Annotated in this window: 23 protein-coding genes; 14 read left to right on the forward strand and 9 right to left on the reverse strand. The window is 64.9% G+C overall.

All coding sequences use genetic code 11. The features are described 5' to 3' along the window. Both BH683_RS01585 and BH683_RS01590 read right to left on the reverse strand, forming a co-directional pair. Positions 1-981: an ABC transporter substrate-binding protein gene (locus BH683_RS01585; RefSeq protein ID WP_246833137.1), complete on the reverse strand. Its 981-nt coding sequence runs from the start codon at positions 979-981 to the stop codon at positions 1-3. Positions 982-1,069: 88 nt separating this feature from the next. Further along, the gene (locus BH683_RS01590; RefSeq protein ID WP_084834518.1) at positions 1,070-2,488 is read right to left on the reverse strand and encodes an amino acid permease; all 1,419 of its coding nucleotides are present in this window, start codon (positions 2,486-2,488) and stop codon (positions 1,070-1,072) included. Between the two features lie 111 nt (positions 2,489-2,599). On the opposite strand from BH683_RS01590, the gene BH683_RS01595 reads away from it, so the two are divergent. Together BH683_RS01595 and BH683_RS01600 are read left to right on the forward strand one after the other, a co-directional pair. Next, positions 2,600-3,370: an Asp/Glu/hydantoin racemase gene (locus tag BH683_RS01595; protein WP_084834519.1), complete on the forward strand. Its 771-nt coding sequence runs from the start codon at positions 2,600-2,602 to the stop codon at positions 3,368-3,370. 14 nt (positions 3,371-3,384) lie between these two features. After that, positions 3,385-3,771 carry a PPOX class F420-dependent oxidoreductase gene (locus BH683_RS01600; protein ID WP_084834520.1) on the forward strand — a complete coding sequence of 129 codons (387 nt, stop codon included), beginning with the start codon at positions 3,385-3,387 and terminating at the stop codon, positions 3,769-3,771. On the opposite strand, the gene BH683_RS01605 is transcribed toward BH683_RS01600, so the two are convergent. Beyond that, entirely contained in the window at positions 3,772-4,488 is a 717-nt protein-coding gene (locus BH683_RS01605) for an aspartate/glutamate racemase family protein (protein WP_084834537.1), read from the reverse strand. It lies immediately after the preceding gene. 137 nt (positions 4,489-4,625) lie between these two features. On the opposite strand from BH683_RS01605, the gene BH683_RS01610 reads away from it, so the two are divergent. From BH683_RS01610 to BH683_RS01635, 6 genes are all read left to right on the forward strand, one after another. Further along, a complete protein-coding gene (locus BH683_RS01610; protein ID WP_084834521.1) occupies positions 4,626-6,041 on the forward strand; it encodes an amidase in 1,416 nt (471 codons plus the stop codon). After that, positions 6,034-6,531 carry a DUF3830 family protein gene (locus BH683_RS01615; protein ID WP_084834538.1) on the forward strand — a complete coding sequence of 166 codons (498 nt, stop codon included), beginning with the start codon at positions 6,034-6,036 and terminating at the stop codon, positions 6,529-6,531. The genes BH683_RS01610 and BH683_RS01615 overlap by 8 nt, the downstream gene beginning before the upstream one ends. Before the next feature lie 15 nt (positions 6,532-6,546). Continuing rightward, positions 6,547-7,338, forward strand: a complete 792-nt coding sequence (locus BH683_RS01620) for a GntR family transcriptional regulator (RefSeq protein WP_084834539.1) — start codon at positions 6,547-6,549, stop codon at positions 7,336-7,338. A 152-nt stretch (positions 7,339-7,490) separates the two neighbouring features. Next, the gene (locus BH683_RS01625) at positions 7,491-8,876 is read left to right on the forward strand and encodes an MFS transporter (RefSeq protein ID WP_084834522.1); all 1,386 of its coding nucleotides are present in this window, start codon (positions 7,491-7,493) and stop codon (positions 8,874-8,876) included. Between the two features lie 188 nt (positions 8,877-9,064). After that, a complete protein-coding gene (locus BH683_RS01630; RefSeq protein WP_084834523.1) occupies positions 9,065-9,958 on the forward strand; it encodes an enoyl-CoA hydratase in 894 nt (297 codons plus the stop codon). Positions 9,959-10,251: 293 nt separating this feature from the next. After that, positions 10,252-11,466: a DUF222 domain-containing protein gene (locus BH683_RS01635; protein ID WP_084834524.1), complete on the forward strand. Its 1,215-nt coding sequence runs from the start codon at positions 10,252-10,254 to the stop codon at positions 11,464-11,466. Between the two features lie 362 nt (positions 11,467-11,828). Here the strand turns inward: BH683_RS01635 and BH683_RS01640 are convergent, their stop codons facing one another. Genes BH683_RS01640 through BH683_RS01665 form a run of 6 tightly spaced genes read right to left on the reverse strand, consistent with a single transcriptional unit; the run spans position 11,829 to position 21,209 of the window. Further along, on the reverse strand, positions 11,829-12,998 hold the full coding sequence (locus BH683_RS01640; RefSeq protein ID WP_084834540.1) for a M20 family metallopeptidase: 1,170 nt from the start codon (positions 12,996-12,998) through the stop codon (positions 11,829-11,831). Positions 12,999-13,009: 11 nt separating this feature from the next. Further along, positions 13,010-14,242 (reverse strand): PLP-dependent aminotransferase family protein, encoded by a 1,233-nt coding sequence (locus BH683_RS01645; RefSeq protein WP_084834525.1) that lies wholly within the window; start codon positions 14,240-14,242, stop codon positions 13,010-13,012. A gap of 7 nt (positions 14,243-14,249) precedes the next feature. Continuing rightward, entirely contained in the window at positions 14,250-15,443 is a 1,194-nt protein-coding gene (locus BH683_RS01650; protein ID WP_084834526.1) for a M24 family metallopeptidase, read from the reverse strand. Positions 15,444-15,490: 47 nt separating this feature from the next. Then, a complete protein-coding gene (locus BH683_RS01655) occupies positions 15,491-16,978 on the reverse strand; it encodes an NAD-dependent succinate-semialdehyde dehydrogenase (protein WP_084834527.1) in 1,488 nt (495 codons plus the stop codon). After that, positions 16,975-19,938: an FAD-binding and (Fe-S)-binding domain-containing protein gene (locus BH683_RS01660; protein ID WP_084834528.1), complete on the reverse strand. Its 2,964-nt coding sequence runs from the start codon at positions 19,936-19,938 to the stop codon at positions 16,975-16,977. The genes BH683_RS01655 and BH683_RS01660 overlap by 4 nt, the downstream gene beginning before the upstream one ends. An 8-nt stretch (positions 19,939-19,946) precedes the next feature. Continuing rightward, positions 19,947-21,209, reverse strand: a complete 1,263-nt coding sequence (locus BH683_RS01665; RefSeq protein ID WP_084834529.1) for an aminotransferase class III-fold pyridoxal phosphate-dependent enzyme — start codon at positions 21,207-21,209, stop codon at positions 19,947-19,949. 88 nt (positions 21,210-21,297) lie between these two features. Between BH683_RS01665 and BH683_RS01670 the strand changes: the two genes are divergently transcribed. The 6 genes from BH683_RS01670 (at position 21,298) to BH683_RS01695 (ending at position 26,486) form a co-directional block, all read left to right on the forward strand. Next, complete coding sequence (locus BH683_RS01670) at positions 21,298-22,302, forward strand: D-2-hydroxyacid dehydrogenase (protein WP_084834530.1); 1,005 nt, start codon at positions 21,298-21,300, stop codon at positions 22,300-22,302. A gap of 59 nt (positions 22,303-22,361) precedes the next feature. Further along, positions 22,362-23,741, forward strand: a complete 1,380-nt coding sequence (locus BH683_RS01675; protein ID WP_084834531.1) for an MFS transporter — start codon at positions 22,362-22,364, stop codon at positions 23,739-23,741. A gap of 92 nt (positions 23,742-23,833) precedes the next feature. Continuing rightward, the gene (locus tag BH683_RS01680) at positions 23,834-24,319 is read left to right on the forward strand and encodes a hypothetical protein (RefSeq protein WP_143695951.1); all 486 of its coding nucleotides are present in this window, start codon (positions 23,834-23,836) and stop codon (positions 24,317-24,319) included. 104 nt (positions 24,320-24,423) lie between these two features. Further along, positions 24,424-25,296 carry a hypothetical protein gene (locus BH683_RS01685; protein ID WP_084834533.1) on the forward strand — a complete coding sequence of 291 codons (873 nt, stop codon included), beginning with the start codon at positions 24,424-24,426 and terminating at the stop codon, positions 25,294-25,296. Continuing rightward, positions 25,293-25,826: an orotate phosphoribosyltransferase gene (pyrE, locus tag BH683_RS01690; RefSeq protein ID WP_084834534.1), complete on the forward strand. Its 534-nt coding sequence runs from the start codon at positions 25,293-25,295 to the stop codon at positions 25,824-25,826. The genes BH683_RS01685 and pyrE overlap by 4 nt, the downstream gene beginning before the upstream one ends. Further along, entirely contained in the window at positions 25,827-26,486 is a 660-nt protein-coding gene (locus tag BH683_RS01695; RefSeq protein ID WP_084834535.1) for an RNA methyltransferase, read from the forward strand. It abuts the gene before it with no gap. Positions 26,487-26,589: the final 103 nt, after the last annotated feature.

Raw genomic sequence — 26,589 nt, forward strand, 5'->3', positions numbered from 1 at the left:
TCAGGCGGGGATCTTCTCGGCCGCCGGCGCGATGAGGTCCAGCGCGAAAGGCACCGACAGAACCGTCGGGTTACTCAGCGCCGAGGCGTTGTTGTTGTTCACGAACACGGTGGCGCCACTCTTGACGGCGGTACGGTTCGCCCAGCCCGGCAGGGCGTCGAAAGCCGCCGGATCGCCGCCGAGTGGCCACAGCACCAACAGATCCGAGTCCAGCAGATCGGTACGCTCAGCTGAGACCAGAACTCGACTCTGTCCTTCCGCCACTTCCTTGATCTTGGGATCGAGCACAAACCCCATGGAAGTCATCAGCTTGGTGGTCGGGTCGTTCTCGTCCGCGATCAGACCGATCTGACCTTCTGCGTTCAACTGCCCGAACGAGAATGTCTTGCCCTGCGCGTTCGGGTGCGCAGTCTTGAAGTCGGTGAGCTGTTGCTCGGCGTCGTCGACCAGAGACTGTGCCTGATCCTGCTTCCCGAAGATCTTTCCTGCTGTCAGGGTCACGTCCTGCCACGAATCCATGACCGCGTCCTTCTGCATGACCGGGATCACCGGCGCAACCTGGCGCAGGCGCTTGTATTCGTCTTCGCTGCCCAGATATCCGGCCAGAATGATGTCCGGCTCGATGGCCGCGAGCTGGGGAACACTGATCGATTCGGCGCCCAGGTACGGGATGACCTCGGACTCGTGAGCCGGTGTCCACTCGAACTTGTTGTTCTCTCCCGAGTAGCCCTCGGTGACATATTCGGCCTTGATCGGCACGTCCAGGGCAACCAGTGCATCGGTCCAGCTGCCCAGCATGGTGACCACCACCTTCGGCTCGGAGTCGATGGTGGTGGAACCGAACTCGTGCTCGATGGTGATCGACTCGAAGCCACTGCTGTCGGACTTGTCGTCGTCCGGGGAGCTGCAGCCCGCGACCACGAGCGCCATCGCCACCAACGCGGTTCCCGCCGTACCGAACCGGCGTGAAAACTTTCCCAATGCCTTACCCCTTCGTGCGTACCGCGTCGTTGCGGTTAGGGCAGCCTAACCAATGAGGCGGTGGAGGTAAAGCTGGGTCTGTCCCCACCTACGTGGTGGCGCTGCTCTCTGACGCTGCGGGTGAGGCGTCGGTGTTCCCGTACTTCTTCTGGCGCCAGACGCCGATGCCGACAATGACCACGGCGGAGATGGTCGACAGCAGAATTGCGTCTTGCTGATTCGAGTCGAAGGCCATCAGGACCAGGACCGCGATGATGAAGACGATCACCGCAACCGTGAGGAAGGGGAACAGCCACATCGTGACCGCAGGCGTCTCTTTGCGCGCTCGCATAGACCGGCCGAGGACGAATTGGCTCACGGCGATCGAGAGATAGACGAACAATGCGACGGCGCCGCTCGTCGCGAGCAGGTAGCCAAAGATCTTGTCCGGCAGGACGTAGTTGCCGATGACCGCGAGGAACCCCAGAGCCATCGACGCGATGACCGACACCCACGGCACGCCGTTCGCGGTCAGCTTCTTGACTGCCGCCGGAGCCTCGCCGCGGTCGCCGAGCGAGAACAGCATCCGGGAGGCGGTGTAGAGCGCGGAATTCAGGCACGACGCGACCGCGGTGAGCACCACGATGTCCATGATCTGCGCCGAGGCCGGAATGCCGATGGCCTCCAACACTGTTTGGTACGAGCCATCGTCGAGCTGGTTGTACGGAACCAGGGCCACGATGACGAAGATCGAGCCGATGTAGAAGATGCTGATGCGCCAGATCACCGAGTTGACTGCCTTGCGAATCCCTTTCTCGGGGTCGGGCGACTCCGCTGCGGCGATGGTGACGATCTCGGTGCCCATGAACGAGAACATCGTCACCAGCATGGCGGAGATGATCGCGGCGTACCCGTTGGCGAAGAATCCGTCGGGTTCCCACAGGTGACTCACGCCGCTGGTCTCCGACCCCGGGAACAAACCGAGGATGGCGAGCACGCCGATCGTGATGAAGGCAACGATGGCAACGACTTTGATGAGGGCGAACCAGAATTCGAACTCGCCGTAGTTCCCGACGCTGACGAGATTGGTGGCGGTCAGGAGCAGGGTCACCGCGAGGGCCCAGATCCATTGGTCGCCGCCGATCAGTTTGCTGAAGATCTCTGCGGCCGCCGTGGCCTCCACCGGGATCACGAGGACCCAGAACCACCAATAGAGCCAGCCGACGGAGAATCCCGCCCAGCGTCCGAGCGCGCGGTGCGAATAGACGGAGAACGATCCGGTGTCCGGATTGGCGGTCGCCATCTCGCCGAGCATGCGCATCACCAGGATCACCAGGGTGCCCGCGAGCGCGTACGAGATGAGGACGGCGGGGCCGGCTTCTTCGATGGCGTTGGCGGAACCGACGAACAGCCCGGCGCCGATCACTCCGGCGATGGAGATCATGGTGATGTGCCGCGGTTTGAGTGAGGTCCCGAGCTGTCCCGGCGCCCCGCTCGTGCTGCCGGCTTGCTGATCTTCGGTTGTCATGGTCCGACCTCCGGTTTGTTCCCTGCAAGGTTGTCCCCGGCGAGGCGGGGAATCAAACAACGGACATTAGCTCATCTAGAACAATTTGTTGCGCTATGCGAACATCAACGCATGGACAGCAACATCCTGTCTCTGGTTCCGGAGCCCGAGACTCCTGGCGCAACGACCGGCATAGGTATGGTCTGCCCCTTCGACATGGCTCTGGACAGGGAGCTCTGGCGCTGGATGCCGTGGTCGGTGTCGCTGTATTTCACCCGCACCCCGATGCCGTCATCGTCGGTGGTGGATGTGGACATGGTCAGTGCACTCGGCGAACACTCGCAGATTCGGGAGGCCGTCCGCAGCGTCCTCGGGGTGCGGCCTGCAGCCGTGGGGTACGCCTGCGCATCGGGAAGTTTCGTGCACGGTCTCGCGGGTGCGGCGGCGCTGTCGGACTGCATGCGCGACGCGGGCGCCCCGGCGGCGATCACGACGTCCGAGGCGCTGCTGCGGGCCCTGGACGTGCTCGATCTCGGGCGCATCGCCGTCGCGACCCCGTATGTGGCGTCACTGACCGATCTGCTCTGCGACTTCCTCGCCGAAGCGGGCCGCACCGTGGTCTCGCAGGCGGGCCTGGGGTACGACCACGACATCTGGACGATCCCCTACAGCGCCACCGCGGACCTGATCCGCGCCTCCGACAGCCCGGACGCCGACGCGATCTTCGTATCCTGCACCAACCTGCCGACCTACGACATCCTCTCCACGCTCGAGGCCGAACTCGGCAAGCCGGTGCTGTCGGCGAACCAGGTGACTGCGTGGGCGACGTTGCAGGAGGCCGGCGTCGTCGACCACGCCGCCGAACCCTGCGCGGTGCAGTCGCTCTTCGGCCGCGTCGCGTGAGTAGTGTTCAGCCCATGACCGCACCGTTTGGGCAGGCCGGAACTGCGAAGTACGTGCAACTCACCACGTTCCGAAAGGACGGCACCCCGGTTGCGACACCGCTGTGGGCGGCCTTGGACGGTGACAAGCTGTTGATGTGGACGGTGACGGACTCCTGGAAGGTCAAGCGGATCCGCCGAAACCCGGAGGTGCTGGTTCAGGCCTGCGATGCGCGTGGCAAGAAGGCCTTCGGTGACGTCGTCAGGGGCACTGCCGAGATCCAGGACGCTGACGGCACCGCCCACACGCGAAAGGCCATTGCGAAGAAGTACGGGATCCTGGGCTGGATCACCGTCAAGGGCAGTCAATTGCGACGTGGCGATGGCGGCACCGTCGGCCTCTCGATCACCGCAACCGGGTAGTCAGCCTCGGAAGACAGTGCCCAAGATGTCGCTCCGGATGGGTGTACCGGCGAGCTTCAGTCCGTACCAGACCGTCACCTGATTGGCGGTCAGCACCGGCTTGCCCAGAGCGTCCTCGAGCTCGGGGAGCCAGGCGATGGTGTGCAGTGCCGTGTCAGGGATCAGGACGGCTTGCGCGTCGGGAGAGTCGTTGCTCTTGGCCAGCTCCAGCACCGCATCATGGTCGAGGCGGCCTGCCATCGCCGCAGTGGGGATGTCGTGGGACACCAGTTCGGTGACCGTGATCCCTGCCTTACCGAGGAAGGCCGCGAAGTGCGACGAGACGACCTCGGGATACGTCGCGGCGACCGCCACCCGATCCAAGGCCAGTTCCTGGCAGGCGGCGGCGAACGCGATCGACGTCGAAGCGGCCGGTATACCCACTTCGTCGGTGATCTCGGCAACCTGCTGGTGGGCACCATCCCATCCGAAGACGAAGCTGCCGGACGTGCAGGCCCACATCACCACGTCCGGGGAGAACGCGGCGACTTCGCGGGCGCCTTCGATCAGCCGGTCGCTGCTGCCCAGGTCGAGCAGGGCGCCCACCTCATGCGCGTCGACGCCGACGGTCGTGAGTATGACGGGCAGCGAAACCTCTTGGCCCAGTATTCGTTCCATGAGCGGGTAGTCGTCTTCGGCGGCGCTGCCCGGGTACAGGATCCCAATGGTGACCGACATCGTCGTCCTCTCTGCTCGGTCCTCGACCTGCCGTCGGATCTGGACAGGGCTGGTCTGTCCACTTCGAGACCGGTACATTACGGTAAATTGTCAACAATCTACCAAGAGGTTCGCCGGATGCGGAGGTGAGGACGGACGTGGAATCGCGACAGAACTGGGGCATTCGCAGCCACGGCGCCTCCGAACTGACCACGCACTACCGCAGCGGTGAGCTCTCGCCGCTGACCGTTGTCGAGGAAACACTTGACGCAATTGTTCGGTACAACCCGGACCTGAACGCATTTACGCAGGTCCACGGTGATTCCGCGAGGCGAGAGGCACTCGAATCGCAGGAGCGGTACCGGAGGGGGGCGCCGCTCAGTGCGCTCGACGGCGTACCGGTCACCATCAAGGACCTCCTGCTGACGGCGGGCAGGCCGACACTGCGCGGATCCGAATTGATCGATCCGGATCAGCCGTGGCCAGAGGATTCTCCGGCTGTCGCGCGCCTGCACGAAGCGGGTGCGGTGACGCTCGGGAAGGTCACCACCCCGGAGTTCGGCTGGAAGGGCGTCACCGACAGCCCGGCGTTCGGCGTGACCCGCAATCCGTGGAACACCGAGCGCACATCGGGTGGCTCGAGCGGCGGCAGTGCCGCCGCCGTCGCTGCGGGTCTAGGGGTGCTGTCCGTCGGCACCGACGGTGGCGGGTCCATCCGTATCCCCGCCGCTTTCTGCGGGATCGTGGGCTTCAAGCCCACCTACGGTCGCGTGCCGATCTATCCGGCCAGCCCTTTCGGGACGCTTGCGCACGTGGGCCCGATGGGACGCAGCGTTGCCGACGTCGCAGCGCTGCTCGACGTGATCAGCGGATTCGACGCCAGGGACTGGTCAGCGCTCGCACCTGTTCCGCCGGTGGACCTCGGTACCGGATCGTTGGACGGCCTGCGGATCGCCTTCAGTCCGGACCTCGGGTACGGCACCAACAACCCTGCAGTCGAGCAGAAGGTCAGGGACACGCTGGAGGTGTTCACGGGACTCGGCGCACACGTCGAGGAGATCGACCTGGCGCTGAGCGACCCGGTCTGGGCCTACCACGTGCTGTGGTTTGCCGGGGCAGCCGTGGTCGTCGCCGCACATGGTCCGGGGGCGGCAGCAAAGGTTGATCCCGGACTCATCCGGGCGCTGGACCGGCACAGCGACTTCTCGGCCGGTGATTTCATCGACGCCACCACCCTGCGCATGGACCTCGGACGGCGAATGGGCCTGCTGCACCAGGAGTACGACCTGCTCATCACGCCCGCGATGCCCGATGTCGCGTTTGAGGCGGGCGTCGATGTGCCCGCGGGCTCAGGCGATCCGGACTGGACGAGTTGGACCCCGTACAGCTATCCCTTCAACCTGACCCAACAGCCGACGATCACGGTGCCATGCGGATTCGTCGAAGGGTTGCCCGTCGGCGTCCAGATCGTCGGACCTCGACATGCTGACGAGCGAGTCCTGCAGGCAGCACATGCATTTGAACGTCACGCCGCTGTGAACTCGAGTGCACCGAAAGGTGGGGGACATGAGTAGATATCTACGGATCACCCTGGAGAAGCGTTCGGTGACCGCAGTGGCCCGGTTGCTCGACGACGAGGCGCCGCGTACTGCGGAGGCGGTGTGGCAGGCCTTGCCGCAGGGCGGGCAGGTGTATCACGGGAAGTTCGCGCGCAACGAAATCTACACACTGGTCCCGGCTTTCGCCGGCACCGAGCCGGGACCGGAGAACACCACCGTCACCCCGATCCCGGGAGACCTGTGCTACTTCACGTTCGACGGAACTCTCGAAAACACCGCCTACGGGTACGAAAATGATAGTGCGGCAAGGGATCACACTTTGTTGATCGATCTCGCGGTGTTTTACGGCCGGAACAATTTGCTCATCAACGGTGACGTGGGGTGGGTGCCTGGCAACGTCTTCGCGACGATCGAGGAGGGCCTGGGGGAGTTCGCCGCAGCCTGCAACGATGTGTGGATGGGCGGGGCGCGCGGTGAGACGCTCACGTATCAGAGGGTGGAGTGAGCAGTGACCGAACCGATGAAGGCTCATGACACCGCACGAAAACGCGCGGCGAGGTCCAGGGTCCTCGAACCACTCGTGCAGGAGTCGACGCCGGCGATCATCGCGAGGCAGCTACGCGCGGCCATCGCCGGAGGCGACTTCGCTCCGGGGTCGCAGCTCACCGAATCGGGACTGGCGGCCGATCTCGGGGTCAGTCGGGGCCCCCTGCGGGAGGCCATGCAGCGCCTGACCCAGGAGGGATTGCTGGTCAGCTACCGGAATCGCGGCCTGTTCGTCATCACGATGGACGACGACGACATCCGGGACATGTATGTCGCCCGAACAGCAATCGAGCGCGCGGCACTCGAGCAGGTGATCCTGCGCAGCCCGGACGAGGCAGTGGATGTGCTCGGCGGGTGTGTCGAGGAGATGGAACGGTACGCCGATGAACCGAACGGTCCACAGATAGCCGACGCTGACATGGGCTTTCATCATGCGCTCGTCGAATTGGCGGGAAGTCCGCGTCTCTCGCGGTTGCACGAGACGATCCTGGTGGAGACCCGCATGTGCCTCGGTGCGATGCGCGGGACGTATGCTTCCTCGGAGGAACGCATCGGGGAACATCGACGACTGGTCGAAGCGATCGCAGTACGCGACATCAAAGCCGCGGATGAGATCATGATCGACCACATGCGCGATGGCTTGCGCCGCATCATCGCGGAACCGGGGGCGGTATCGCAATTCGCCGGTGCGGCGATGGCTCCGAGCTCTAACGTACCCATAAACCGTCCGGCAGCGGACTCGAAGCGCACCGGACCGAAAACCTGACCTGCAGCATCCGCGGGCCGCGTACCACCTAGGAGGCAGCAACACAGAACCGAATGGCAACGCCTGCTCTCGAGCATCCGGGAGCAATCGCATTTTGTGGGCCTCGAAGACACCGAGATCGATTGAATGTCTTCAGTTCTGAGGAGGTATCGATGAGCCCAGATATAAAGAAGTCAAGTTCTGCAGTACCACCGGGATTCCCGGATCCGGAATCCCCGGAGGGCAAGAAACTATTACGCAAGGCGATCGGCGCATCCGCCATCGGCAACGCGACGGAGTGGTACGACTATGGCGTCTACGCCGCCACCACCACCTATCTGACCCAGGCATTCTTCCCTGGCGACCTCGGGACCATCGGCACCATGCTCGGCTTTGCGATCTCGTTCGTCCTCCGTCCGATCGGAGGCATGGTCTGGGGTCCGATCGGTGACCGCATCGGTCGAAAAGCTGTGCTCGCCATGACAATCCTGCTGATCTCCGGTGCCACTGCGCTCATCGGTGTCCTTCCGACCGAGGCCGTCGTCGGGGTCTGGGCACCGGTCCTGCTGATCACCTTGCGCGTGGTCCAGGGCTTTTCCACCGGCGGGGAGTACGGTGGCGCGGCCACCTTCATGGCGGAATACGCACCGGACAACAAGCGAGGCAAATACGGGAGCTTCCTCGAATTCGGCACTCTCGCCGGCTTCGTCATGGGCACCGCGTTCGTGCTGGTGCTGGAGCTTTTCCTGACCGATGACCAGATGCAGCAATGGGGTTGGCGTATCCCGTTCCTGTTCGCTCTGCCGTTGGGTCTGATCGGTCTGTATCTGCGGAATCAGATGAACGACACCCCCGTCTTCACCGAGATGGAGCAGAAGGACGAGATCGAGGGATCGGCCTGGCAGGCGTTCAAGGCCCTGCTGACCATGTATTGGCAGCCGATCCTGGTGATGTTCGGACTGGTGATCGCGCTCAACGTCGCCAACTACACGCTGCTGGCGTATCAGCCGACGTATCTCAAGACCACCATCGGGATGACCGAAACCACTGGCACGATGGTGATCCTGATCGGTGAGCTCGCAATGATGGCCTGTATCCCGTTCTTCGGGGCGTGGTCGGACAGGATCGGGCGAAAACCCATGTGGTGGGGCTCGTTGATCGGACTGTTCGTGTTCGCGTTGCCGATGTACTGGCTGATGGGTCAGGGACTGGCGTGGGCGATCGTCGGCTTCGTGGTGCTGGGCTTGCTGTATATCCCACAGCTGTCCACGATTTCAGCGACGTTCCCGGCAATGTTCCCGACACAGGTGCGGTATGCGGGCTTTGCGATCTCGTACAACGTCGCGACTGCGGCGTTCGGTGGCACCGCGCCGTTGATCAACGACGCGGTGACAGCGAACGAGGGCTGGGAGCTGTTCCCGGCCGGCTACATGATGCTGGCGTGTGCCGTCGGCATGATCGCGCTGCCGTTCTTGCGTGAGACGGCGGGCTGTTCGATCCGCGGGACCGAGGTCCCCGGTGAGGAGACAGAAGCCGAGAAGAAGTTGATCAACAGTTAGCTCGATGATGGTTGAAGGGCCCGGTCGCAGTGCGGCCGGGCCCTTTGCCGTCGTCCCGAAACCGGAGGATCTGATACTTCCTCCGACTTCGGTAGGTGCCGCTCGAGTTCTTCCAGTGGATACGGGGCAAGATAGACAAGTGAGCGTTGCGCCGCAGCGCATAGCGAACCGACTGATCGGGAGATTCAATGGAGCCGGCCGTCACGTACGAAATCTTCGACGATGGGCGTATCGCCCGAGTGTCCCTCAATCGCCCCAGGGCGCGGAACGCGCAGAATCGTCGGCTTCTCGTCGAACTCGACGAAGCACTGCGCAAAGCCGAGGCCGACGACACCGTGCGGGTGATCGTCCTGGCCGCCAACGGCCCTAGCTTCTCGGCCGGCCACGACATGGGGTCGGAAGAAGCAGTAGCCGAAGTGACGCCGGGGCCGGACCAACATCCGACGTTTCGCATCGACGGTGGAACACGCGAAGGTGTCGTCGAGAACAGGGCAATTCAGGAGTGGCACTACTACTTCGAGAACACCAAGCGCTGGCGCGAGCTGCGCAAGATCACGATCGCGCAAGTGCACGGGAACGTGATCTCTGCAGGTCTGATGCTCATGTGGGCGTGCGACCTCATCGTCGCGGCCGACGACACGGTGTTCTCCGACGTCGTCGCCGCACGGCTGGGGATGCCCGGTGTCGAATATGTGGCACATCCGTGGGAGTTCGGGCCCCGTAAGGCGAAAGAGTTACTGCTGACGGGTGATTCGATCGACGCAGAGGAAGGTTACCGACTCGGAATGGTGTCGAAGATCTTTCCCCGAGACGAACTGCCAGACAAAACGCTCGAATTCGCGAGGCGTATCGCGTCACGACCCACATTCGCCGCGCTGTTGGTCAAAGACACGATAAACGGCGCCGTCGATGCCATGGGATTTCAAGAATCCCTCAAGCATTCGTACTACATTCATCAGCTTGGCCACGCGCATTGGTCAGCGTTGCACGACGACCGTCTCCCGGTTGCGAAACCGGGCCCCGACATCGATGACTGGCGCACCGCCGGACCGCCGAAGTCGTCGGACAAGTACACGCCCTGAGAATTTTTGGCACGGTCGAAGGAATTTTGGCCCGCTGGAATCGTGCCGATCCGACCGTCGACCGTGCCCGTGCGATTCATGCAGCAGCGCAACCAATTACCCGTGCAAACAACTGGTCGCTCTGTCAGTGGTCGCTGATAACCTTGAATCGAAGGCACTGTGCCCGAGTCGAGTCGGTGCGTGATGCCCCGGATTCTATTGGCTGCCAGTAGCATTCATCCGTTCGGGCCACTTGCGAACATCTGTTCGAACAGTTAGGTTGGTGTTAGTCGATCGACCTGGGGAGGGGTTCGATGAACATCCGCACCACTACTGAAGACATGATCGGGCTGGTGGTACCAGACGATCCCGGTGACCTGGCGTCACTGACGAAAGACCTGATCACCCTGCGCAATGCGACCGAGTCGCAGCTGTCGGTCTGCGCGGCGATGATCGACCGGCTCGGGTTCGCGAAGAAGGCCGGCACCACACCGTCGAAGTGGCTGCAAGACAACGGCGCCGCCCCAGCATCAGCATCGCGCTGGCTACGTATCGGCGCCGGCGTCGCGACGCTCGATCGCACCGCCGGGTACTTCCGGGATGGATTCCTCTCCACCGAGCATGTCGACGCCGTGGTCAAAGGGATCAAGCAGATCAACAACAGGTCGGACGTCGGGATCACCAACGAGGAACGAGTCGTCTTCGAAGGAAAATTGCTGAGTCACGCCATCTCCGGAGCGCGACCCACCGAGATCGAGAAGGTCGCCCAAGGTCTGGGAAACCAGGTCGCCCACGACACCGGCGGACCCACCCCGGCTGAGGATCCCTCACTCAACAAACTCGACTACGCGTTCAGTGAGGGACGGTTGGTGGGTCGGTTCGATGTGGATGCGCAGATCGGGGAGAAGTTCTACGCCGCGCTGGACCTGTGGAGCCGGCCACGCCCAGAGCCTGATGGATCTGATGATGCCCGCGGTGACACCCAGCGCCGCGCTGATGCGTTGCATCAGTTGCTCGATTGCGGCGGTGGCGGCGGCGATGGATTCGTGTCGGCGCCGCGGACCGAGGTGAACGTGTCTGTCCCCGCCGACCACCCCGAGCGGGCGACGCTGGAGTGGATGGGACCGATCACCGAGCACCTCGCGAAATTGCTGGCGTGCGATTCCTCGATGGCATCGGTCATCCTCGACCAGCACGGGGTGCCGATCGACGTCGGACCTTCGAAACGCCTGTTCACCGGCGCTGTCCGCAAAGCGATCATCATCCGCGACCCATTCTGGGTCAAGTGTGGGGCGCTCGTGAGCGCAGGATGGGCCGCGCGGGATGCAGTGAGGAACGAGGGAGCGCAGCGACTGAGAGACGAGGGAAGAGTGCGCATGAAGGCCCATCCCCAGCGAACAATTGATACAGCCTGGGAGATCAGTATGGGGTCCGATGGGCATCCGTGGCTGATTCCGCCGGCCGATATCGACCCGCAACGAAGACCCTTACCCGCCTACAACAGGCGAACCATGACACTCGCAGCCTGATCTACTTTCTGACAACAACTCTCAGACCGCTCGACCCCCCGCGCACCCTAGAACGCTTCGGGACCGCGCACGCAGATTGACAATTCCACAGTGTGAAACGCAAGGTGCTGCCGCCCGGATGGGCCGGGCGGCAGCACCACGGTCTCCGCCCTGTATTCGGACGAACCGCACGAGATACGTCTCGAGTGAGCTGGTCAGGGGCTTCGCTACTCCGTCGGCGCTGGAGCGAATATTCTTGGGAACCCCGGTATTAAGAGCACGGTCAACGCACGGAAGGGCCCGCTCACGGTTTCAACGCACGCCGGCGTTCGGATTGGCACGGTGGGCGGCGTTGATGGCACGGTCGGCGGCATCTTTGGCAGTCAGAGCAGTCGTAAGGCCAAGAGTGCGTACGCCTTCGCGGCGGTGACCAACTCCGCGATCGAGACGGACTCGTCAGGACGATGGGCCTGATCGTTCAGACCGCCCGGGCCGAGAACGATCGCGGGTATGCCGAGATCGCGGTTGATGAATCCGCCGTCGCAGGCTGCTGTCCAGCCGGTGATGGAGGTTGCACCGCCGGCGTCGACCACAGCGGCGGCGGCCCCGGCGGCAAGGGGGTGATCGGGGGCTGTCTCGAAACCGGGCATGGCCATCGTGACCTCGATGTCGACGGTGATGCCGTCGGAGTCGACCCCTGCTTCGGTGATGGCGCCGCGCAACCACCGAGCAACCTCGAACGCGTCTTCGCCGGGCATGAGCCGGCGATCGAAACTGACTGTGGCGGTGGGAGCCACGACAGAGATGCCCTGTCCGCCCTCGATGAGGCCGGTGTTCCAGGTGCCGGTACCCAGCAGACGATCGGGCGTCTCGAGCATGCTGCGCTGGTCCGCACGGACCAGGTCGATGATCGCCGCCGCAGCATCGATGGCGTTGCGACCGTCGGCGGGACGGCCCGAATGAGCTGCACGACCGGTGATCCGAACCTCGATGTACGACGCGCCACGGCAGGCGATGACCGTCTCGAGATCGGTGGGCTCGGCGACCACGCAGCCGGCGAAACGGTGCGACGACGAGCGCGTCACGAAGTCCCGGATACCGATCCCGAGGTCTTCTTCATCGACCGTGCAGGCGAGTTGCACGGGACCGGGCAACTGCACACCGGACCGCGACAATGCGGCCATGGCGATCACAGCCGACGCCAGGCCACCCTTCATGTCGGTGGCGCCGCGACCGTAGATCCGGCCGTCCGACACACTCGCCTCGAACGGGCGCCGGGTCCAGCCGTCACCGGCCGGCACCACGTCAGAGTGTCCGAGAATCATCAGCCCGGGCTCGTCGCCTCCCGGCAATGTGGCCGTGAGGTTCGGCCGGCCCGGGGCGACGTCCCAGGTCTCGACGGTGAAACCCAGAGCCTGGCAGGCCCGGTCGAGCACGGCCACGGTCTGACCTTCGGTGCCGCCGGGGTTCTCGCCGCCGGCGTCGATCAGGGACCGCGTCAGCGAGACCAGATCGGCCTCGTCGACAAGGTCGAGCACGGCAGTTTCGTCCACGACCGTCTCGGTCACGAGGCAGCTAGGGCCAGATCCAGAGCACTCTTGAGGCGGCGGACGCCCTCGTCGATCCGTTCCGGGGTACTGGAGGCGAAGCACAGACGCAGGGCGTTGCGGAAGTGACCGCCGGGCGAGAGCGCTGGGCCGGGGATGAACGCCACCCCCTGCGCGAGGGCGATCTCGAACAGTTCCCGGGTGTCGAGACCTTCGTACTTGCCCTGCAACGTGACCCAGAGGAAGAATCCGCCGTCGGGGTTGGTGCTGGTGTAGTCGTCGCCCAGGTGCGTCTGCAGTGACGTGAGCATTGCATCACGCCGGATCCGGTAGAGCTCGCGGATCGACACCAGGTGGTCGTCGAGTCCGCCGCGGGAGATGTATTCGGCGACGATGTGCTGGTTGGGCACGTTGGTGCAGGTGTCCATGGCCTGCTTGCCGTTGATCAGCAGCTGGCGCAGAGCGGGGTCGGCGTCGATCCAGCCGACGCGCCATCCGGGCGCCAGGATCTTGGAGAAGGTGCGTACCGAGAACAGGAGGGGATCGTCAGGACTCAGTGTCCGGAACGTCGGGATCTCCTCACCCGAGAAGCGCAGCAACGCATAGGGATCGTCGTCGATGATCACCGCGCCCCACTTGTGGGCCAACTCCAACAGCGCTTTCCGGCGCTCCAGGGACAGCGTCACACCGGACGGGTTCTGGAAATTGGGGATGGTGTAGATCGCCTTGGGGGTGCGATGGGTACGCGCCACCAGATCAGGCAGCTGATCCACCATCATGCCCTCGTCGTCGACGGGGACTTCGAGCAGCTGCGCACCGTAGGAGAGCGCCGTGGCGCTGCCGTTGGTGTAGGTGGGGGACTCGGTGATCACCAGGTCGCCCGGGTCGACGAAGAGTTTGCAGGCGAGGTCGAGACCCTGCATGCCGCCGGTGGTGATGACGAGGCGGTCTTCGCTGGCCGGGTCAGGCGTGCCGGCAAGGTATTTGACCAGCAGATCCAGCAGACGCGGCTCGCCCTCCGATGCGCCGTAGGTGAAGGACGTGTGGTCGAGGATGCTGCCGGCGATCTCGCGGAACTCGTCGGCGGGCACGGCCTCATCGGCCGGCGAGCCCATCGCAAATCGCACGATGTCGTGTTTCTGCGCTGCGAGCAGAGAGGTGGACGAGTCGATCATCGAACCGACGAGGTCCTTGGCCCGCCCGGCCAGAGGGAAGGTAGGGGCGTGGTGGGAAAGTTCGGTTGCGGTCATGCGTCGCTCACTTTCTGATCAGGTCGCGGGGGAAGCTGGTGAAGGTCTCGACTCCGGTGGCACTCACCCGAACCGACTCTGACAACTCGAAGCCGTAGCCGTCCATCCACATTCCGCAGACGATGTGGAACGTCATGTTCTCCTCGAGGATCGACTCGTCTTCGGTGCGGATGCTGATGGTGCGCTCACCCCAGTCCGGCGGGTAACCGATTCCGATCGAATAGCCGAGACGCGAATGCTTCTCGAGTCCGTACTTGGCCAGGGTCCAATTCCAGGTAGAGGCGAGTTCACGGGTCGGGACACCGGGGGCGATGGCCTCGAGCACGTTGTTGAGCCCCTCTGCGGTCGCACCGGCGACGTAGTCGACATCCTTGTTCACCGGGCCCAGCGCCACGGTGCGGGCGAGTGGGCAGTGATAGCGATTGTGGGCGCCCGTCAATTCGACGACCACTGCCTCGCCGCTGATGAAGGTGCCCTGGTGCCAGGTCAGATGCGGGGTGTCGGCTGCGGCGCCGGTGGGCATCATCGGGACGATGGCCGGATAGTCACCACCGAACTTGTCGGTGCCGGTGATCTGCGCCTGCGAGATCGCTGCTGCCGCATCACATTGCCGGACCCCGATGTCGATGGTGTCGATGGCCGCGCGCATGGCTTCCGAGCACACCATGCCTGCCTGACGCATCAGCTGGATCTCGGCGTCGGACTTCACCGATCGCACCCAGTTGACCAGCTCGAAGCAGTCGACCAGCTTCCACTCGGGGATGGCGTTGAACAGCGCGCGGTAGGCCTTGGGGGAGAAGAAGTGTGAGTCCATCTCCATCCCGACGGAACCGCCGCGCGATGCCGGCGCGATGAGGTGACGCTGACGCAACGCGAACGCCACCCAGTCGAAAGGGTGTACGTGCGGACGGTGCACGTAGCTCTCCGGGTAACCGACGATCTGCTCGGCCGGCAACCATGTGGTGCGGTGCGCACCGTGCGCGTCCATCTCCCGTGCGAAGAACACCATCTCGCCGTCCATCGGGACGAACAGCATCTGAGGGGTGTAGAACGACCAGGCGTTGTAGCCGATGAGATAGAAGATGTTGGCCGGATCCGTCACGATGATCGCGGACAGGCCCTGCCGATCCATCATCGTCCGGACCTTCGCCAGCCGGGTCTCGTATTCGGCATCGGTGAACAGCTGTGAGCCGAGGTACATGGCTTCTTCACACCTCCTTAGGTCGTATTCGCTTCTGGTACTGGCTTCTAAGTACGGGGGATTGCCAGATACTTCACTTCGAGGAACTCGTCGATGCCGATCTTGCCGCCCTCTCGGCCAAGGCCGGATTGCTTGACGCCACCGAACGGGGCCGCCGGATTGGACACCAGGCCGGTGTTGAGTCCGACCATGCCCACCTCGAGCGCCGACGAGACCCGGAGTCCGCGATCGATGTCCTGGGTGAAGAGATAACCCACCAGGCCCCACGGGGTGTCGTTTGCCAGAGCGATCACCTCGTCTTCATCGTCGAACGGGATGATCGGAGCGACCGGACCGAAGATCTCGGTACCCATCAGATCGGAGTTCGGGTCCACGCCCGACAACACCGTCGGCTGATAGAAGTATCCGGCGTCAAAGGTCGTGTCGCCACCGCAGATCACCGTTGCCCCGCGATCAACCGCATCGGCCACCAACGACTTCACCTTGTCGACGGCCTTCTGCTCGACGAGAGGGCCGACATCGGTTCCGTCGACGGCGCCATCACCGACGTTGAGGGCCTTCATCTTCTCGGCGAGCTTGGCGGCGAACTCACCTGCGACGCTGCGGTGTACGAAGATCCGGTTGGCGGCGGTACAGGCCTCGCCCATGTTGCGCATCTTCGCGACCATGGCCCCGGCGACGGCCTTGTCGATATCGGCGTCGTCGAAGACGAGGAACGGGGCATTGCCACCGAGTTCCATCGAGGTGCGCATCACCGACCGGGACGCCTGCTCGAGCAGGAGTTTGCCGACCTGGGTGGATCCGGTGAAGCTGATCTTGCGGGCCAGGCCGCTGTCCATCCAGGTCTCCACGACCGAGCCGGGATCGTCGGTGGTGACGATGTTGAGGACACCGGGTGGAAGGCCGGCCTCCGTGAGGATGTCTGCCAGCGCGAGAATCGTGAGCGGCGTGAGCTCCGCCGGCTTGAACACCATGGTGCACCCGGCCGCGATCGCGGGCCCGATCTTGCGGGTGCCCATGGCGAGTGGGAAGTTCCATGGCGTGATCAGGATGCAGGGACCGACAGCCTCTTTGGTGACGAGGATGCGGTTCTTACCGTCACCGGTGGTGGTGTGATCGCCGCCGATCCGGACAGCTTCTTCCGAGAACCAGCGGAAGAACTCGGCGGCGTACGCGACCTCGCCCTTGGCTTCGGCCAGCGGCTTGCCCATCTCGGTGGTCATGATGAGCGCGAGGTCGTCCTGGCGTTCCAACAGGAGTTCGTAGGCGCGACGCAGGATCTCACTGCGCTCCCGGGGAGGGGTCGCCGCCCAGTTCTTCTGGTGTGCAGCCGCGGATTCGATCGCTGCGGTGGCGTCGGCCTGACCACCCTTCGCGACGGTGGCGATGACCTCACCGGTCGCCGGATTCTCGACGTCGAACGTCGCGCCGTCTGCTGCCGGGGCCCATTCCCCGTTGATGTAGAGCCCGGTGGGCAGCGCGCCGATGAGGTCGGCGGCCCGGCCCTTGCGATCGGTGACGGTTGACGCTGTCATATCGAACCTCCTTGTGAAGCGGGATCGAGCAGTTCGGCCAGATGGACGGACTGCACATCGGGAATGTTGTCGTCGGTGGCGGTGAGGTGCTGTACCGCCATGGCGCAGCTGAAACCGTCGGTGAGGACGGGGGTGTCGTCGCCGTGCTTGCGCAGCGCGGGGGCCAACGCCTGTTCGGAGACGTCCATGCTGACGTCGTAGTGACCTTTTTCGAATCCGAAATTACCTGCGACACCGCAGCATCCGTCCGCCTGGTGTACAGCGGTGGCGCCGAGTCGCTTCAGGACCGCAGGCTGGGTGGTCGGACCGAACGAGGCGTATTCGTGACAGTGGGTCTGCACCGTGACCTCGGCGGGCAACGGTACGGGGGGCGTCCAGCCGTCGTCGAGGAGATGTCCGACCTCGACGGCGAAGCTACGGACCCGCGCCGCGACCCGGCGGGCGGCATCGGTGTGCACGAGTTCGGGCAGGTCCTTGCGCAGGGCGGCGGCACAGCTGGGCTCGGGCACCACGATCGGGCGGTCGGTGCCGTCGTCGAGGGCAGCAGCCGTTCGGGCCAGCACCTTTCGGGCGTGCCCGAGTTGTCCCGTGGAGATCCAGGTGAGTCCACAGCACTGGTCGGCCTCGCAGCTGATCGTGCGCCCGGCGCTGCCGAGGACGTTGGCGGTGGCGGCTGCGACGTGCGGGCGGAACGCCTTGGTGAAGGAGTCGACGAAGAGCACGGTGTCGGCGGATGGGTCGGCATGCAGTCCGGCCATTCCGGCGCGGACCTGTTTGCGGCGGGCGAACGCGGGCATGGTGCGTCGCGGGTCGATCCCCCCGGCCTTGGCGGCCAGCGTCGACAATCTGCTGGACAACGTCTTGTTGATCAGCGGGGCCAGAGTGCCTGCGACGCTGAGCCAGGCGGGCATCCAGCCCAGCGAGTAGTGCGAGAGCGGGCGGAACCGGCCGCGGTAGTAGTTGGAGAAGAACTCCGACTTGTAGGTGGCCATGTCGACGCCCACCGGGCAATCGGTCGAACAGGCCTTACACGACAGGCACAGGTCGAGGGCTTCGCGCGAATCCTCGTCACGCCAGCCGGATTTGATGTCGGGTGCCGTGCGGACCATCTCCTGCAGCACGCGAGCGCGTCCACGGGTGGAGTCCTTTTCGTCCCGGGTCGCGCGATAGCTCGGGCACATGACCCCGCCGGCGTCGGAACGGCAACGTCCGACACCGATGCAGCCCTGCACGGCGTGGATGAAGGGGTCGAGGCCCGGTTGTCCATCGACGCCTATCCCTGGTGTTCCGAGGTCGAAGCTCGTCTGCCACTGCCGGTTCGGCACGTCCGCGAGCACCAGGTTCTCGTCCAGCGGATCGGGGTCGACGATGCTGCCCGGGTTGAGGATGCCGGCCGGGTCCCAGATCTTCTTGAAATCACCGAAGGCCGAGATCATTTGCGGTGAGTACATCATCGGTAACAACTCCGACCGCGCGCGACCGTCGCCGTGCTCGCCCGACAACGAACCGCCGTGTTTGACCACCAGCGCGGCAGCGTCGGTGCAGAACCGGCGCATCACCGCCCGCCCTGCCGCGCTGCGCAGGTCGAATGTGATGCGCACGTGCATGCAGCCGGCACCGAAGTGGCCGTACATGACCCCGGTCAAGCCGTGCTGCTCGAGGAGTTCGGTGAAGCCTTCGAGGTAGTCGGCGAGGTTCTCCGGCGCGACCGCCGAGTCCTCCCAGCCGGGCCACGACTCGTAGGTGCCGCCGTGTCCGCCTTCTTCGGGTCTGATCTCTTCAGAGCTGACGAGTCGCGACGACAGCCCCGCCCCGTCTTCACGGACGCGCCACAGCGATACCCGTTGGGTGGGATCGGCAACGGTCCGCCCGTCGACGAGGCGGCCATTGGCACGGAGCTTTTCGAGGAGTTGTTCAGCTGCGAGTGCGGGATCGGCAGCACTCTCCTCGTCGAGGTCGATGTAGAGCCAGGCGTTGCCCTCGGGCAGACCAGCGACTGAATCATCGCCGCGCCGGGCTCGCATGGTCTGTACGATCCGTTCGTCGATGCCCTCGATGGCGGACGGGGCGAACTCCAGCAGGGTGGGGACGTCGCGCGCGGCGTCGACGACGTTGCGGTACCCGAGGCAGAGCAGCAAGGCACGGGTGGGGGCGGTGACGAGTCGGACCCTGGCGGAGACCACGATCGCGCAGGTGCCCTCGGTGCCCACCAGCGCACGGGCGACGTCGAAGCCGTTTTCGGGCAACAGCTTTTCGAGATGATATCCGGACACCTGACGCGGGATCTGCTCCATCTCGGTGCGCAGTGCGCCCATGTTCGCCGACGTGAGCCGGCGCATCGCCGCAGTCAGCTCTTCGGCCCGCGCGACGGCAGCACCGTCGGTCGGATCCGTGGCCACGAGTCCATCGCGGAGTGCGGTCAACCGCAGGCCTTCGGCGGTGACCAGATCGAGCGACTCGATGTGATCGGTGGTGCGGCCGTAGCGCACGGAGTGGTTGCCGCACGCGTCGTTGCCGATGGCGCCACCGAGGGTGGCGCGCGACTGACTCGAAGGGTCGGGTGCGAAGGTCAGCGCCCCACCGGTGGCGGCCCGCACCTGGCGCTGCAGTGTCGTCAAGACGATGCCCGACTGGGCCACTGCGGTTCCGCCCTCGGCATCGACCTCGAGCACTTTGTCCATGTATCGCGAGAAATCCAGCACGACCCCGGTGCCGATCGCGTTGCCACCCATACCGGTACCGCCGCCGCGGGCGGTCACGGTGAGACCGTTGCGGTGGCAGTAGGCGACGGCCGATGCCACGTCCTCATCGGTGCGCGGAAACACCACCACCAAGGGTGACAATCGGTAATTCGATGCGTCGTAAGAGTATTCGGTGAGGCGACGCGTCGAGGCGTCGGCGCTCAGTCCGAGCGCCTGAAGATCTGCGCTGATGCGAGTCCCGGTAGGTGCGGGGTCCATGACCCCCGCTATCCGAGGGCCGCGGTCAACGCTGCTTCGAACCTGTTCAGTCCGGTGGCCATCTCTTCTTCGGTGACAACCAGCGCCGGGATGAGTCGCACGACGTTACCCATCGGACCGCACGTGAGGGTGAGCAGCTTCTCCGGGATTGCCGCCTGCTGAACGGCCGCTGCTGCAACCGCATCGGGCTTGCCATCTCCGTCGACGAATTCGATGCCCGCCATCAGACCGAGGCCGCGGACGTTGCCGATCTGCGGGAACTTCGGTGCCAGTTCGGACAATCCGCGCAGCATCTGATCACCGCGGACCTGTGCGTTGTCGACGAGATTCTCTTCTTCGATGACCTTGAGGGTGGCGACACCGGCCGCAGCTGCGACCGCGTTGCCGCCGTATGTGCCGCCCTGGGATCCGGGCCAGGCCTTGGCCATCAACGAGGTCGGCGCGGCGATGGCGGAGATGGGAAAGCCTGAGGCGATGCCCTTGGCCGTGATGAGGATGTCGGGGATCAAGCCCTCGGAATGCTGGTGTCCCCAGAACTTGCCGGTGCGCCCGACGCCCGCCTGCACCTCGTCGAGGATGAGGATGATGCCGTACTTGTCGGCACGCTCCCGGAGGCCCGCGAGGAACGCAGGGGGCGCGGGGATGTAGCCACCGTCGCCGAGCACCGGCTCGATCAGGAAGGCTGCGGTGTCGTTCGGCGCGACGCGGGAGGCGAACAGGTAGTCCAGCTCACGCAGCGCGAACTCGACCGCGGTCGCCTCGTCCCAGCCGTAGCGGTACGCATATGGGAACGGCGCCATGTGGACGCCACCCATGAGGGGCGAGAAGCCTGCCGAGAACTTGGTGCCTGCGGTCGTCAGGGTCGCAGCGGCGACGGTCCGGCCGTGGAACCCGCCCTGGAAGACGACGATGTTGGGGCGCTCGGTGGCCATCCGGGCGAGACGAACCGACGCTTCGACGGCCTCGGATCCCGAGTTGGCGTAGAACACCGAGTCGAGGCCGGTCGGCAGATGCTCGCCGAGTTTGTCCGTGAGTTCGAGCAGCGGCTTGTGCATCACCGTCGTGTACTGCGCGTGGATGATCTTTCCGCACTGCTCCTGCGCGGCTGCGACCACCTTGGGATGGCAGTGGCCGGTGCTGGTGACACCGATACCGGTGGTGAAGTCGAGGTAGTCGACGCCATCGGTGCCATGGATCCACGATCCTTTGGCGTGATCGACCACCACCGGAGTGGCTTGTTTGAGGACAGGGCTCAGGGTGGCGGAACTCATGGGTACACCGTGACTGCCGATTGCACGATTGTCAACAATTAGACAGTCGCCGCGGGATGGTCAGGGCGGCTGCCCTACCGTGGGGCGCATGGGAACTGCGAACACGAAGCCGAATGTGGTGATCCTGGGGCGCGACGGGCTCGAGAACCCAGGCAATCTGGAGCAGATCAGGGAGGTGGCGAACGTCCGGCTCGCCACCACCGCCGACCTCGGCGACGCGTTGGGAGCAGCAGGCGGCGCCGACGTCCTGATGCTGTGGGACTTCTTCTCCGCAGCGCTGCGGGACAACTGGGCGCAGGCGCAGGGGCTGCGGTGGGTGCATGTGTGCGCCGCCGGTGTCGACGCCATGATGTTCGACGAACTGCGGGCGTCACAGATCACGATCACCAATGCCCACGGGGTCTTCGACGGGCCGATCGCGGAGTTCGTCCTCGGCTCGATCATCGCCCAGGACAAACAGTTCCACCTGTCGAAGAGGTACCAGCAGATCAAGCACTGGGAACGGCGCGACACGATCCGCACCGCGGGACGCAGTGCCCTCGTGATCGGGACCGGTGGGATCGGCAGGGCGGTCGCGCGTCTGCTCAGGGCCGCGGGGCTCGAGGTCACCGGCGCGGGCCGGATCGCGCGGACCGAGGACCCGGACTTCGGAACAGTCCTGCGGACCGACGAGTTGGCCGGGTACGCAGGCGACTTCGACAACATCGTGACCATCGCGCCCCTGACCGAACAGACGGCGCAGATGATCGATGCAGACGTGCTGACGGCGATGAAGCCGTCGGCCCACCTGATCAACGTCGGCCGCGGGCAGCTGATCGACGAGAAGGCGCTGATCGTCGCATTGCGCGAGGGCCAGATCGCGGCGGCGAGCCTCGACGTCTTCGAGACAGAACCCCTGGCGGCCGACAACCCCTTGTGGGACATGGAGAACGTGCACATCTCTGCCCATATGAGTGGCGACGTGGTGGGCTGGCGTGATGAACTTGCGCAGCTGTTTCTGACAAACCTGCAGCGCTACGCGGCGTCCGAGCCGCTCGCCAACGAGGTGGACAAAGAAGCGGGCTACGTAAGGGTGAGGCCCGCCCAGCACTGAAAACGCGGGTGGTGACGCACCCGTGAACCCGGGTCACGCCCCGATGAACTGAGGTCGCGATGGGCACGCCAGACAGGGTGCTCGTCGCCGCCACATCCTCGATGGCCCTGCTCGTGCTGGACTCGAGCATCGTCGGGGTGATGCTGCCCAGCATGCGGCACGACCTGTCGTTCGGGACCGCGACCGCGAACTGGGTGGTGTCGTCGTACCTCTTGACGCTCGCTGTACTGCTCCCGGTCGGCGGTCGGATCTCCGACTCCATCGGAGCGCCACGGGCATTCATGGCCGGGGCCGGTGGTTTCGCCCTGGCGTCCCTGCTGATCGGGGTGTCGCAGGGACCGATCGAACTGCTGGTGGGGCGCGCGGCGGCCGGCGCCGCGGCCGCGGTGATGATGCCCGCCACCCTTGCGCTGATCTTCGACGCGTATCCCGAGGACGGTCGGGCCAAGGCGATGTCGATCTACGCAGGTGCAGGTCAGGCGTTCGCGACCGTGGGACCGGCTTTCGGTGGCCTGTGCGCGGAGTTCGCCTCCTGGAGAGTGGGATTTCTGGTGAACGTACCGATCGGGGTCCTGGCCATCGCGCTGTTGCTCTCGGCTACGCGGTCGAGCTCTGTCTCCAGCACACCGTCGATGGCGCAAAGCCGTTCGACAACAGTCGATCTCTACGGACTGCTGACCCTGACCGCGGGTTTGTTCGGCATCTCCTTCGGCCTGATGCAACTGCCGGCCTGGGGTGCGGGATCGGCAGCGGTACTGCATGCGCTGCTCCTGGGGGTGGTGAGTGCGGGGCTGTTCGTCCGGCACTGCTGGACCCGCGCCGACGGCCTTCTGGACCTGCGACTCTTTTCGGACCGTGTCTTCGGTGGCAGCACCGTCGTCCTCGCCGCCCTCGGTTTCGCGATGACCGTCACCACGATCTACACAGCGGTGGTCCTGCAAACCACGCTCGACCTCTCACCCGCGGCGGCCGGGATCGCACTCCTGCCGCTGGTGGTCCCGCTGCTGATCGCAACCCGATGGGCCGGCACCAGGTACAACGAGGTCGGACCACGGGCCCTGGGTGTCGCGGGGTCGGCCGCACTGGGCGTCGGCAGTCTGGTGATCGCGCTGGGTCTGGGAACGTCGACGCTCTGGGTGTTGTGCCTCGGATTGATTCCCTCCGGCGTCGGCATCGGGCTGCTGATGAGCCCGATGACCACGTCCGCCCTCGCGACCGTCCCTGCATCGCTGCGTGGTCAGGGTTCGGGCATCACCTCGACGTCGCGTCAGCTCGGCGGCATCCTCGGTATCGCCGTGTTCGGGATCGCCGCATCGGCTTTCTCCCATCACGACAGCACACATACGGCGAACGCCGCGGGATTCGTGCTGACGGCCGCGCTGATGGCCGCCGCCGCCGTGGTCGCGGCATTCACCCTGGGGCCGAAATTGACCGTCTAGATCACGGCGACTGCCGAGTCGGTCAGCATGTCCGGTCCGGGCCCGCGGCTATTCACAGACGTATCTCAGACTTGGCTTCTATGTTCGGACTCGTGTCTGAATCTCAACCGCGTTCGACGAGGGTCGTGACGTTGTTGTGTGTCGCCGGACTGGCCGTGGCCGGCGTGGCTCTCGGTTACTGCATTCATCTGGGAGCGCAGCGCAGCGACTCCGACCGGGCGTCGACCCAGATCCAATACGTGAGCCCGACCGAGGTGGCTCCGAACAAGGCGGGCCTGTCCGCAGTCGGGCCGTCGGACGAGGCGGTACCGGAAGACCTCGACACCGAGCGGTCGAAGGTGGTGTTGTGCACCATCGACAAGATCGACCCCGGCTCGCTGTCGGTGCACACCGCGGACGGACGCAAACACCACTTGATCCTCAGCCCCGACACCCATGTGCAGTCCACCCGGGGCGACACGGTCGATGTTCTCGACGTCGGTGACCTGGTGGTCGTGAGGGTGGTCAAATCGAACGGCGAAACAACCGCTGACCTCATCGTCGACGGCAGAGTCTCTGGCTCGATCCCGGAGAATTAGCTCCTCTGCCAGCAACGCTTTCAGACTGAGCGCGCGTCGCTCGAACAGGCGAAGCGTCGGCCGATCGATTCCGATTCGGACGTCCCACGGTAAGCTGACCGGTGATGACTGCCGTCTACTTCCTGATCGCCACTGTTGCGCTGGCCGGCGCCGTGGCGCTGCTCCTGCTCGATCGCAGGCGCACCACCGGCGTGCGCCGTGAGCGCGCCGTCTGGGGAGATCAACACGGGTTCAAGTACCGCGAGACCGATCCCGAACTGAAGTCGGAGTTCGGCCGCGCTGCGATGGACGTACCGGACCATGTTGCCGTGCAGGATCTGGCGTATGGCTCGTATTACGGCGAAGAGACGCTGGTCTTCGACCTCGCCGACACCGCGACCGTTGTCGCCATCCGCCGCACCACAGAGTCGAACGTGACGATCGATGTGCGGCACGAGAAGACCCTTGCCCCTTCTGAGGACGACGTCGAACTGCTCGGCGCGATGGGCAGACGCGTGATGTTCTCCAGTCATCTCGATGTGGCGCGGCGGGTGTGCGATCGACGCATGGTGGCGCTCGCGACGAACGCCCCCGACTACATCCAGATCCTGTGGAACGAGGGCGCCTGGTCGCTGGGGTCGATGCCGATCACCAATGATCCCGAACGCCTCGACACCGCCCTCGAAACCGTCCGGCGCTTCACCGATCTGCTCCGGGTGCTGCCGCCTGTCGTCGACCCGCAGAGCGCCCCTGATCCCCGCGATCCGTCGAGCCCGACAGGTCGCTCCCGGCGTGGTCTCGCCGAGCCCCGCACCGAGAACATCCGGCGTGAGGACCTACCGCAACGCGCGGCGCGGCCGGCCCCGCGGGACTCCGGCGCACACTCCCGTACTTCCGGTCCGATCCAGCGCAGCCCGGTGCCGCCGGTCGGTGGATCAGGACCGATTCCACGCCAGCCCGGTCCCCCGGGATCACGCCGAGCAGGAGGCCCTCAGTGAGCGATCGTGACCGGTTGTCGGACTTGGTCAAAGAGCTCGCGGTGGTCCACGGGAAAGTCACCCTGTCGTCGGGCGCCGAGGCCGACTATTACGTCGACCTGCGTCGCGCGACCCTGCACCACGAGGCGTCGCCGCTGATCGGCCGGCTGCTGCGTGAGCTCACCGCCGACTGGGACTTCGAAGCGGTCGGTGGACTGACGTTGGGCGCCGACCCGGTGGCGACCGCGATCATGCATTCGCCCGGGCGCCCGATCAACTCGTTCGTGGTGCGCAAAGCAGCGAAAGCGCATGGGATGCAACGCCAGATCGAGGGCCCCGACATCGTGGGCAAACGAGTGCTGGTTGTCGAGGACACCACCACGACCGGTAATTCACCGCTGACCGCGGTGCGTGCGCTCCGCGATGCCGGCGCCATCGTGGTCGGGGTCGCGACCGTCGTGGACCGGGCCACCGGTGCGGACGCCGTCATCGGTGCCGAGGGTGTCGAGTACCGATCGCTCCTGGGGCTGAGCGACATCGGCCTGAGCTGAGTGAGCGACGAGGCCGGTCCCACCGAATGGGGTGAGCCGCTGGTCGGCGTCGGTCCGTGGACCGAGGAGCGCCAGGGGGAGGTCCCTGAGGACCCGCGTTACGATCCGCACCTGTTGGCCGAGGGTGATCGTCGTAATGTCGTCGACCCGTACCGCTATTGGACGCGGGAAGCCATTGTCGCCGACCTCGACACCCGGCGTCATCCGTTCCACGTGGCCATCGAGAATTTCGGCCATGACGGCAACATCGGCACTGTCGTCCGCACTGCCAACGCTTTCCTGGCGGAGGCGGTGCACATCGTCGGCAGGCGGCGCTGGAACCGGCGCGGGGCGATGGTGACCGACCGCTATCAACACGTGCTGCATCATGGTTCGGTGGAGTCGCTGATGGTGTGGGCGCGCGAGAAGGGACTGGCCGTCGTCGCGGTGGACAACACCCCGGGGTCGGTGCCGCTCGAAACCGCCGACCTGCCACGGGCATGTGTGCTGTTGTTCGGGCAGGAGGGACCCGGGATCAGTCCGGATGCGCAGAAGCAGGCCGACCTGACCGTCTCCATTGCACAGTTCGGGTCGACCCGCTCCATCAACGCCGGTGTCGCCGCAGGAATTGCCATGCACGCCTGGATCCGCCAGCACGCCGACGTCGGTCAGGCGTGGTGAAAGCCCACTGACCCACCCGTTTTCGCAGTACCCACCCGTTATTCGGAAGTTGTCAACCTGTCTGAGACAGGTGTGGGTTTTTCGATTGTTCGGCCTGTTCGGC

The sequence above is a fragment of the Williamsia sp. 1138 genome (assembly GCF_002095435.2).
Taxonomy (GTDB): domain Bacteria; phylum Actinomycetota; class Actinomycetes; order Mycobacteriales; family Mycobacteriaceae; genus Williamsia.

Bases quoted from the DNA above. Each gene is read 5' to 3' on its own strand.
- BH683_RS01665 (WP_084834529.1), bottom strand. From the start codon at position 21,209: ATGAGTTCCGCCACCCTGAGCCCTGTCCTCAAACAAGCCACTCCGGTG.
- BH683_RS01685 (WP_084834533.1), top strand. From the start codon at position 24,424: ATGACTGCCGTCTACTTCCTGATCGCCACTGTTGCGCTGGCCGGCGCC.
- BH683_RS01620 (WP_084834539.1), top strand. From the start codon at position 6,547: ATGAAGGCTCATGACACCGCACGAAAACGCGCGGCGAGGTCCAGGGTC.
- BH683_RS01660 (WP_084834528.1), bottom strand. From the start codon at position 19,938: ATGGACCCCGCACCTACCGGGACTCGCATCAGCGCAGATCTTCAGGCG.
- BH683_RS01625 (WP_084834522.1), top strand. From the start codon at position 7,491: ATGAGCCCAGATATAAAGAAGTCAAGTTCTGCAGTACCACCGGGATTC.
- BH683_RS01650 (WP_084834526.1), bottom strand. From the start codon at position 15,443: ATGTACCTCGGCTCACAGCTGTTCACCGATGCCGAATACGAGACCCGG.
- BH683_RS01595 (WP_084834519.1), top strand. From the start codon at position 2,600: ATGGACAGCAACATCCTGTCTCTGGTTCCGGAGCCCGAGACTCCTGGC.
- BH683_RS01630 (WP_084834523.1), top strand. From the start codon at position 9,065: ATGGAGCCGGCCGTCACGTACGAAATCTTCGACGATGGGCGTATCGCC.
- BH683_RS01605 (WP_084834537.1), bottom strand. From the start codon at position 4,488: ATGTCGGTCACCATTGGGATCCTGTACCCGGGCAGCGCCGCCGAAGAC.
- BH683_RS01635 (WP_084834524.1), top strand. From the start codon at position 10,252: ATGAACATCCGCACCACTACTGAAGACATGATCGGGCTGGTGGTACCA.
- BH683_RS01645 (WP_084834525.1), bottom strand. From the start codon at position 14,242: ATGACCGCAACCGAACTTTCCCACCACGCCCCTACCTTCCCTCTGGCC.
- BH683_RS01600 (WP_084834520.1), top strand. From the start codon at position 3,385: ATGACCGCACCGTTTGGGCAGGCCGGAACTGCGAAGTACGTGCAACTC.
- BH683_RS01590 (WP_084834518.1), bottom strand. From the start codon at position 2,488: ATGACAACCGAAGATCAGCAAGCCGGCAGCACGAGCGGGGCGCCGGGA.
- BH683_RS01670 (WP_084834530.1), top strand. From the start codon at position 21,298: ATGGGAACTGCGAACACGAAGCCGAATGTGGTGATCCTGGGGCGCGAC.
- BH683_RS01615 (WP_084834538.1), top strand. From the start codon at position 6,034: ATGAGTAGATATCTACGGATCACCCTGGAGAAGCGTTCGGTGACCGCA.
- BH683_RS01675 (WP_084834531.1), top strand. From the start codon at position 22,362: ATGGGCACGCCAGACAGGGTGCTCGTCGCCGCCACATCCTCGATGGCC.
- BH683_RS01655 (WP_084834527.1), bottom strand. From the start codon at position 16,978: ATGACAGCGTCAACCGTCACCGATCGCAAGGGCCGGGCCGCCGACCTC.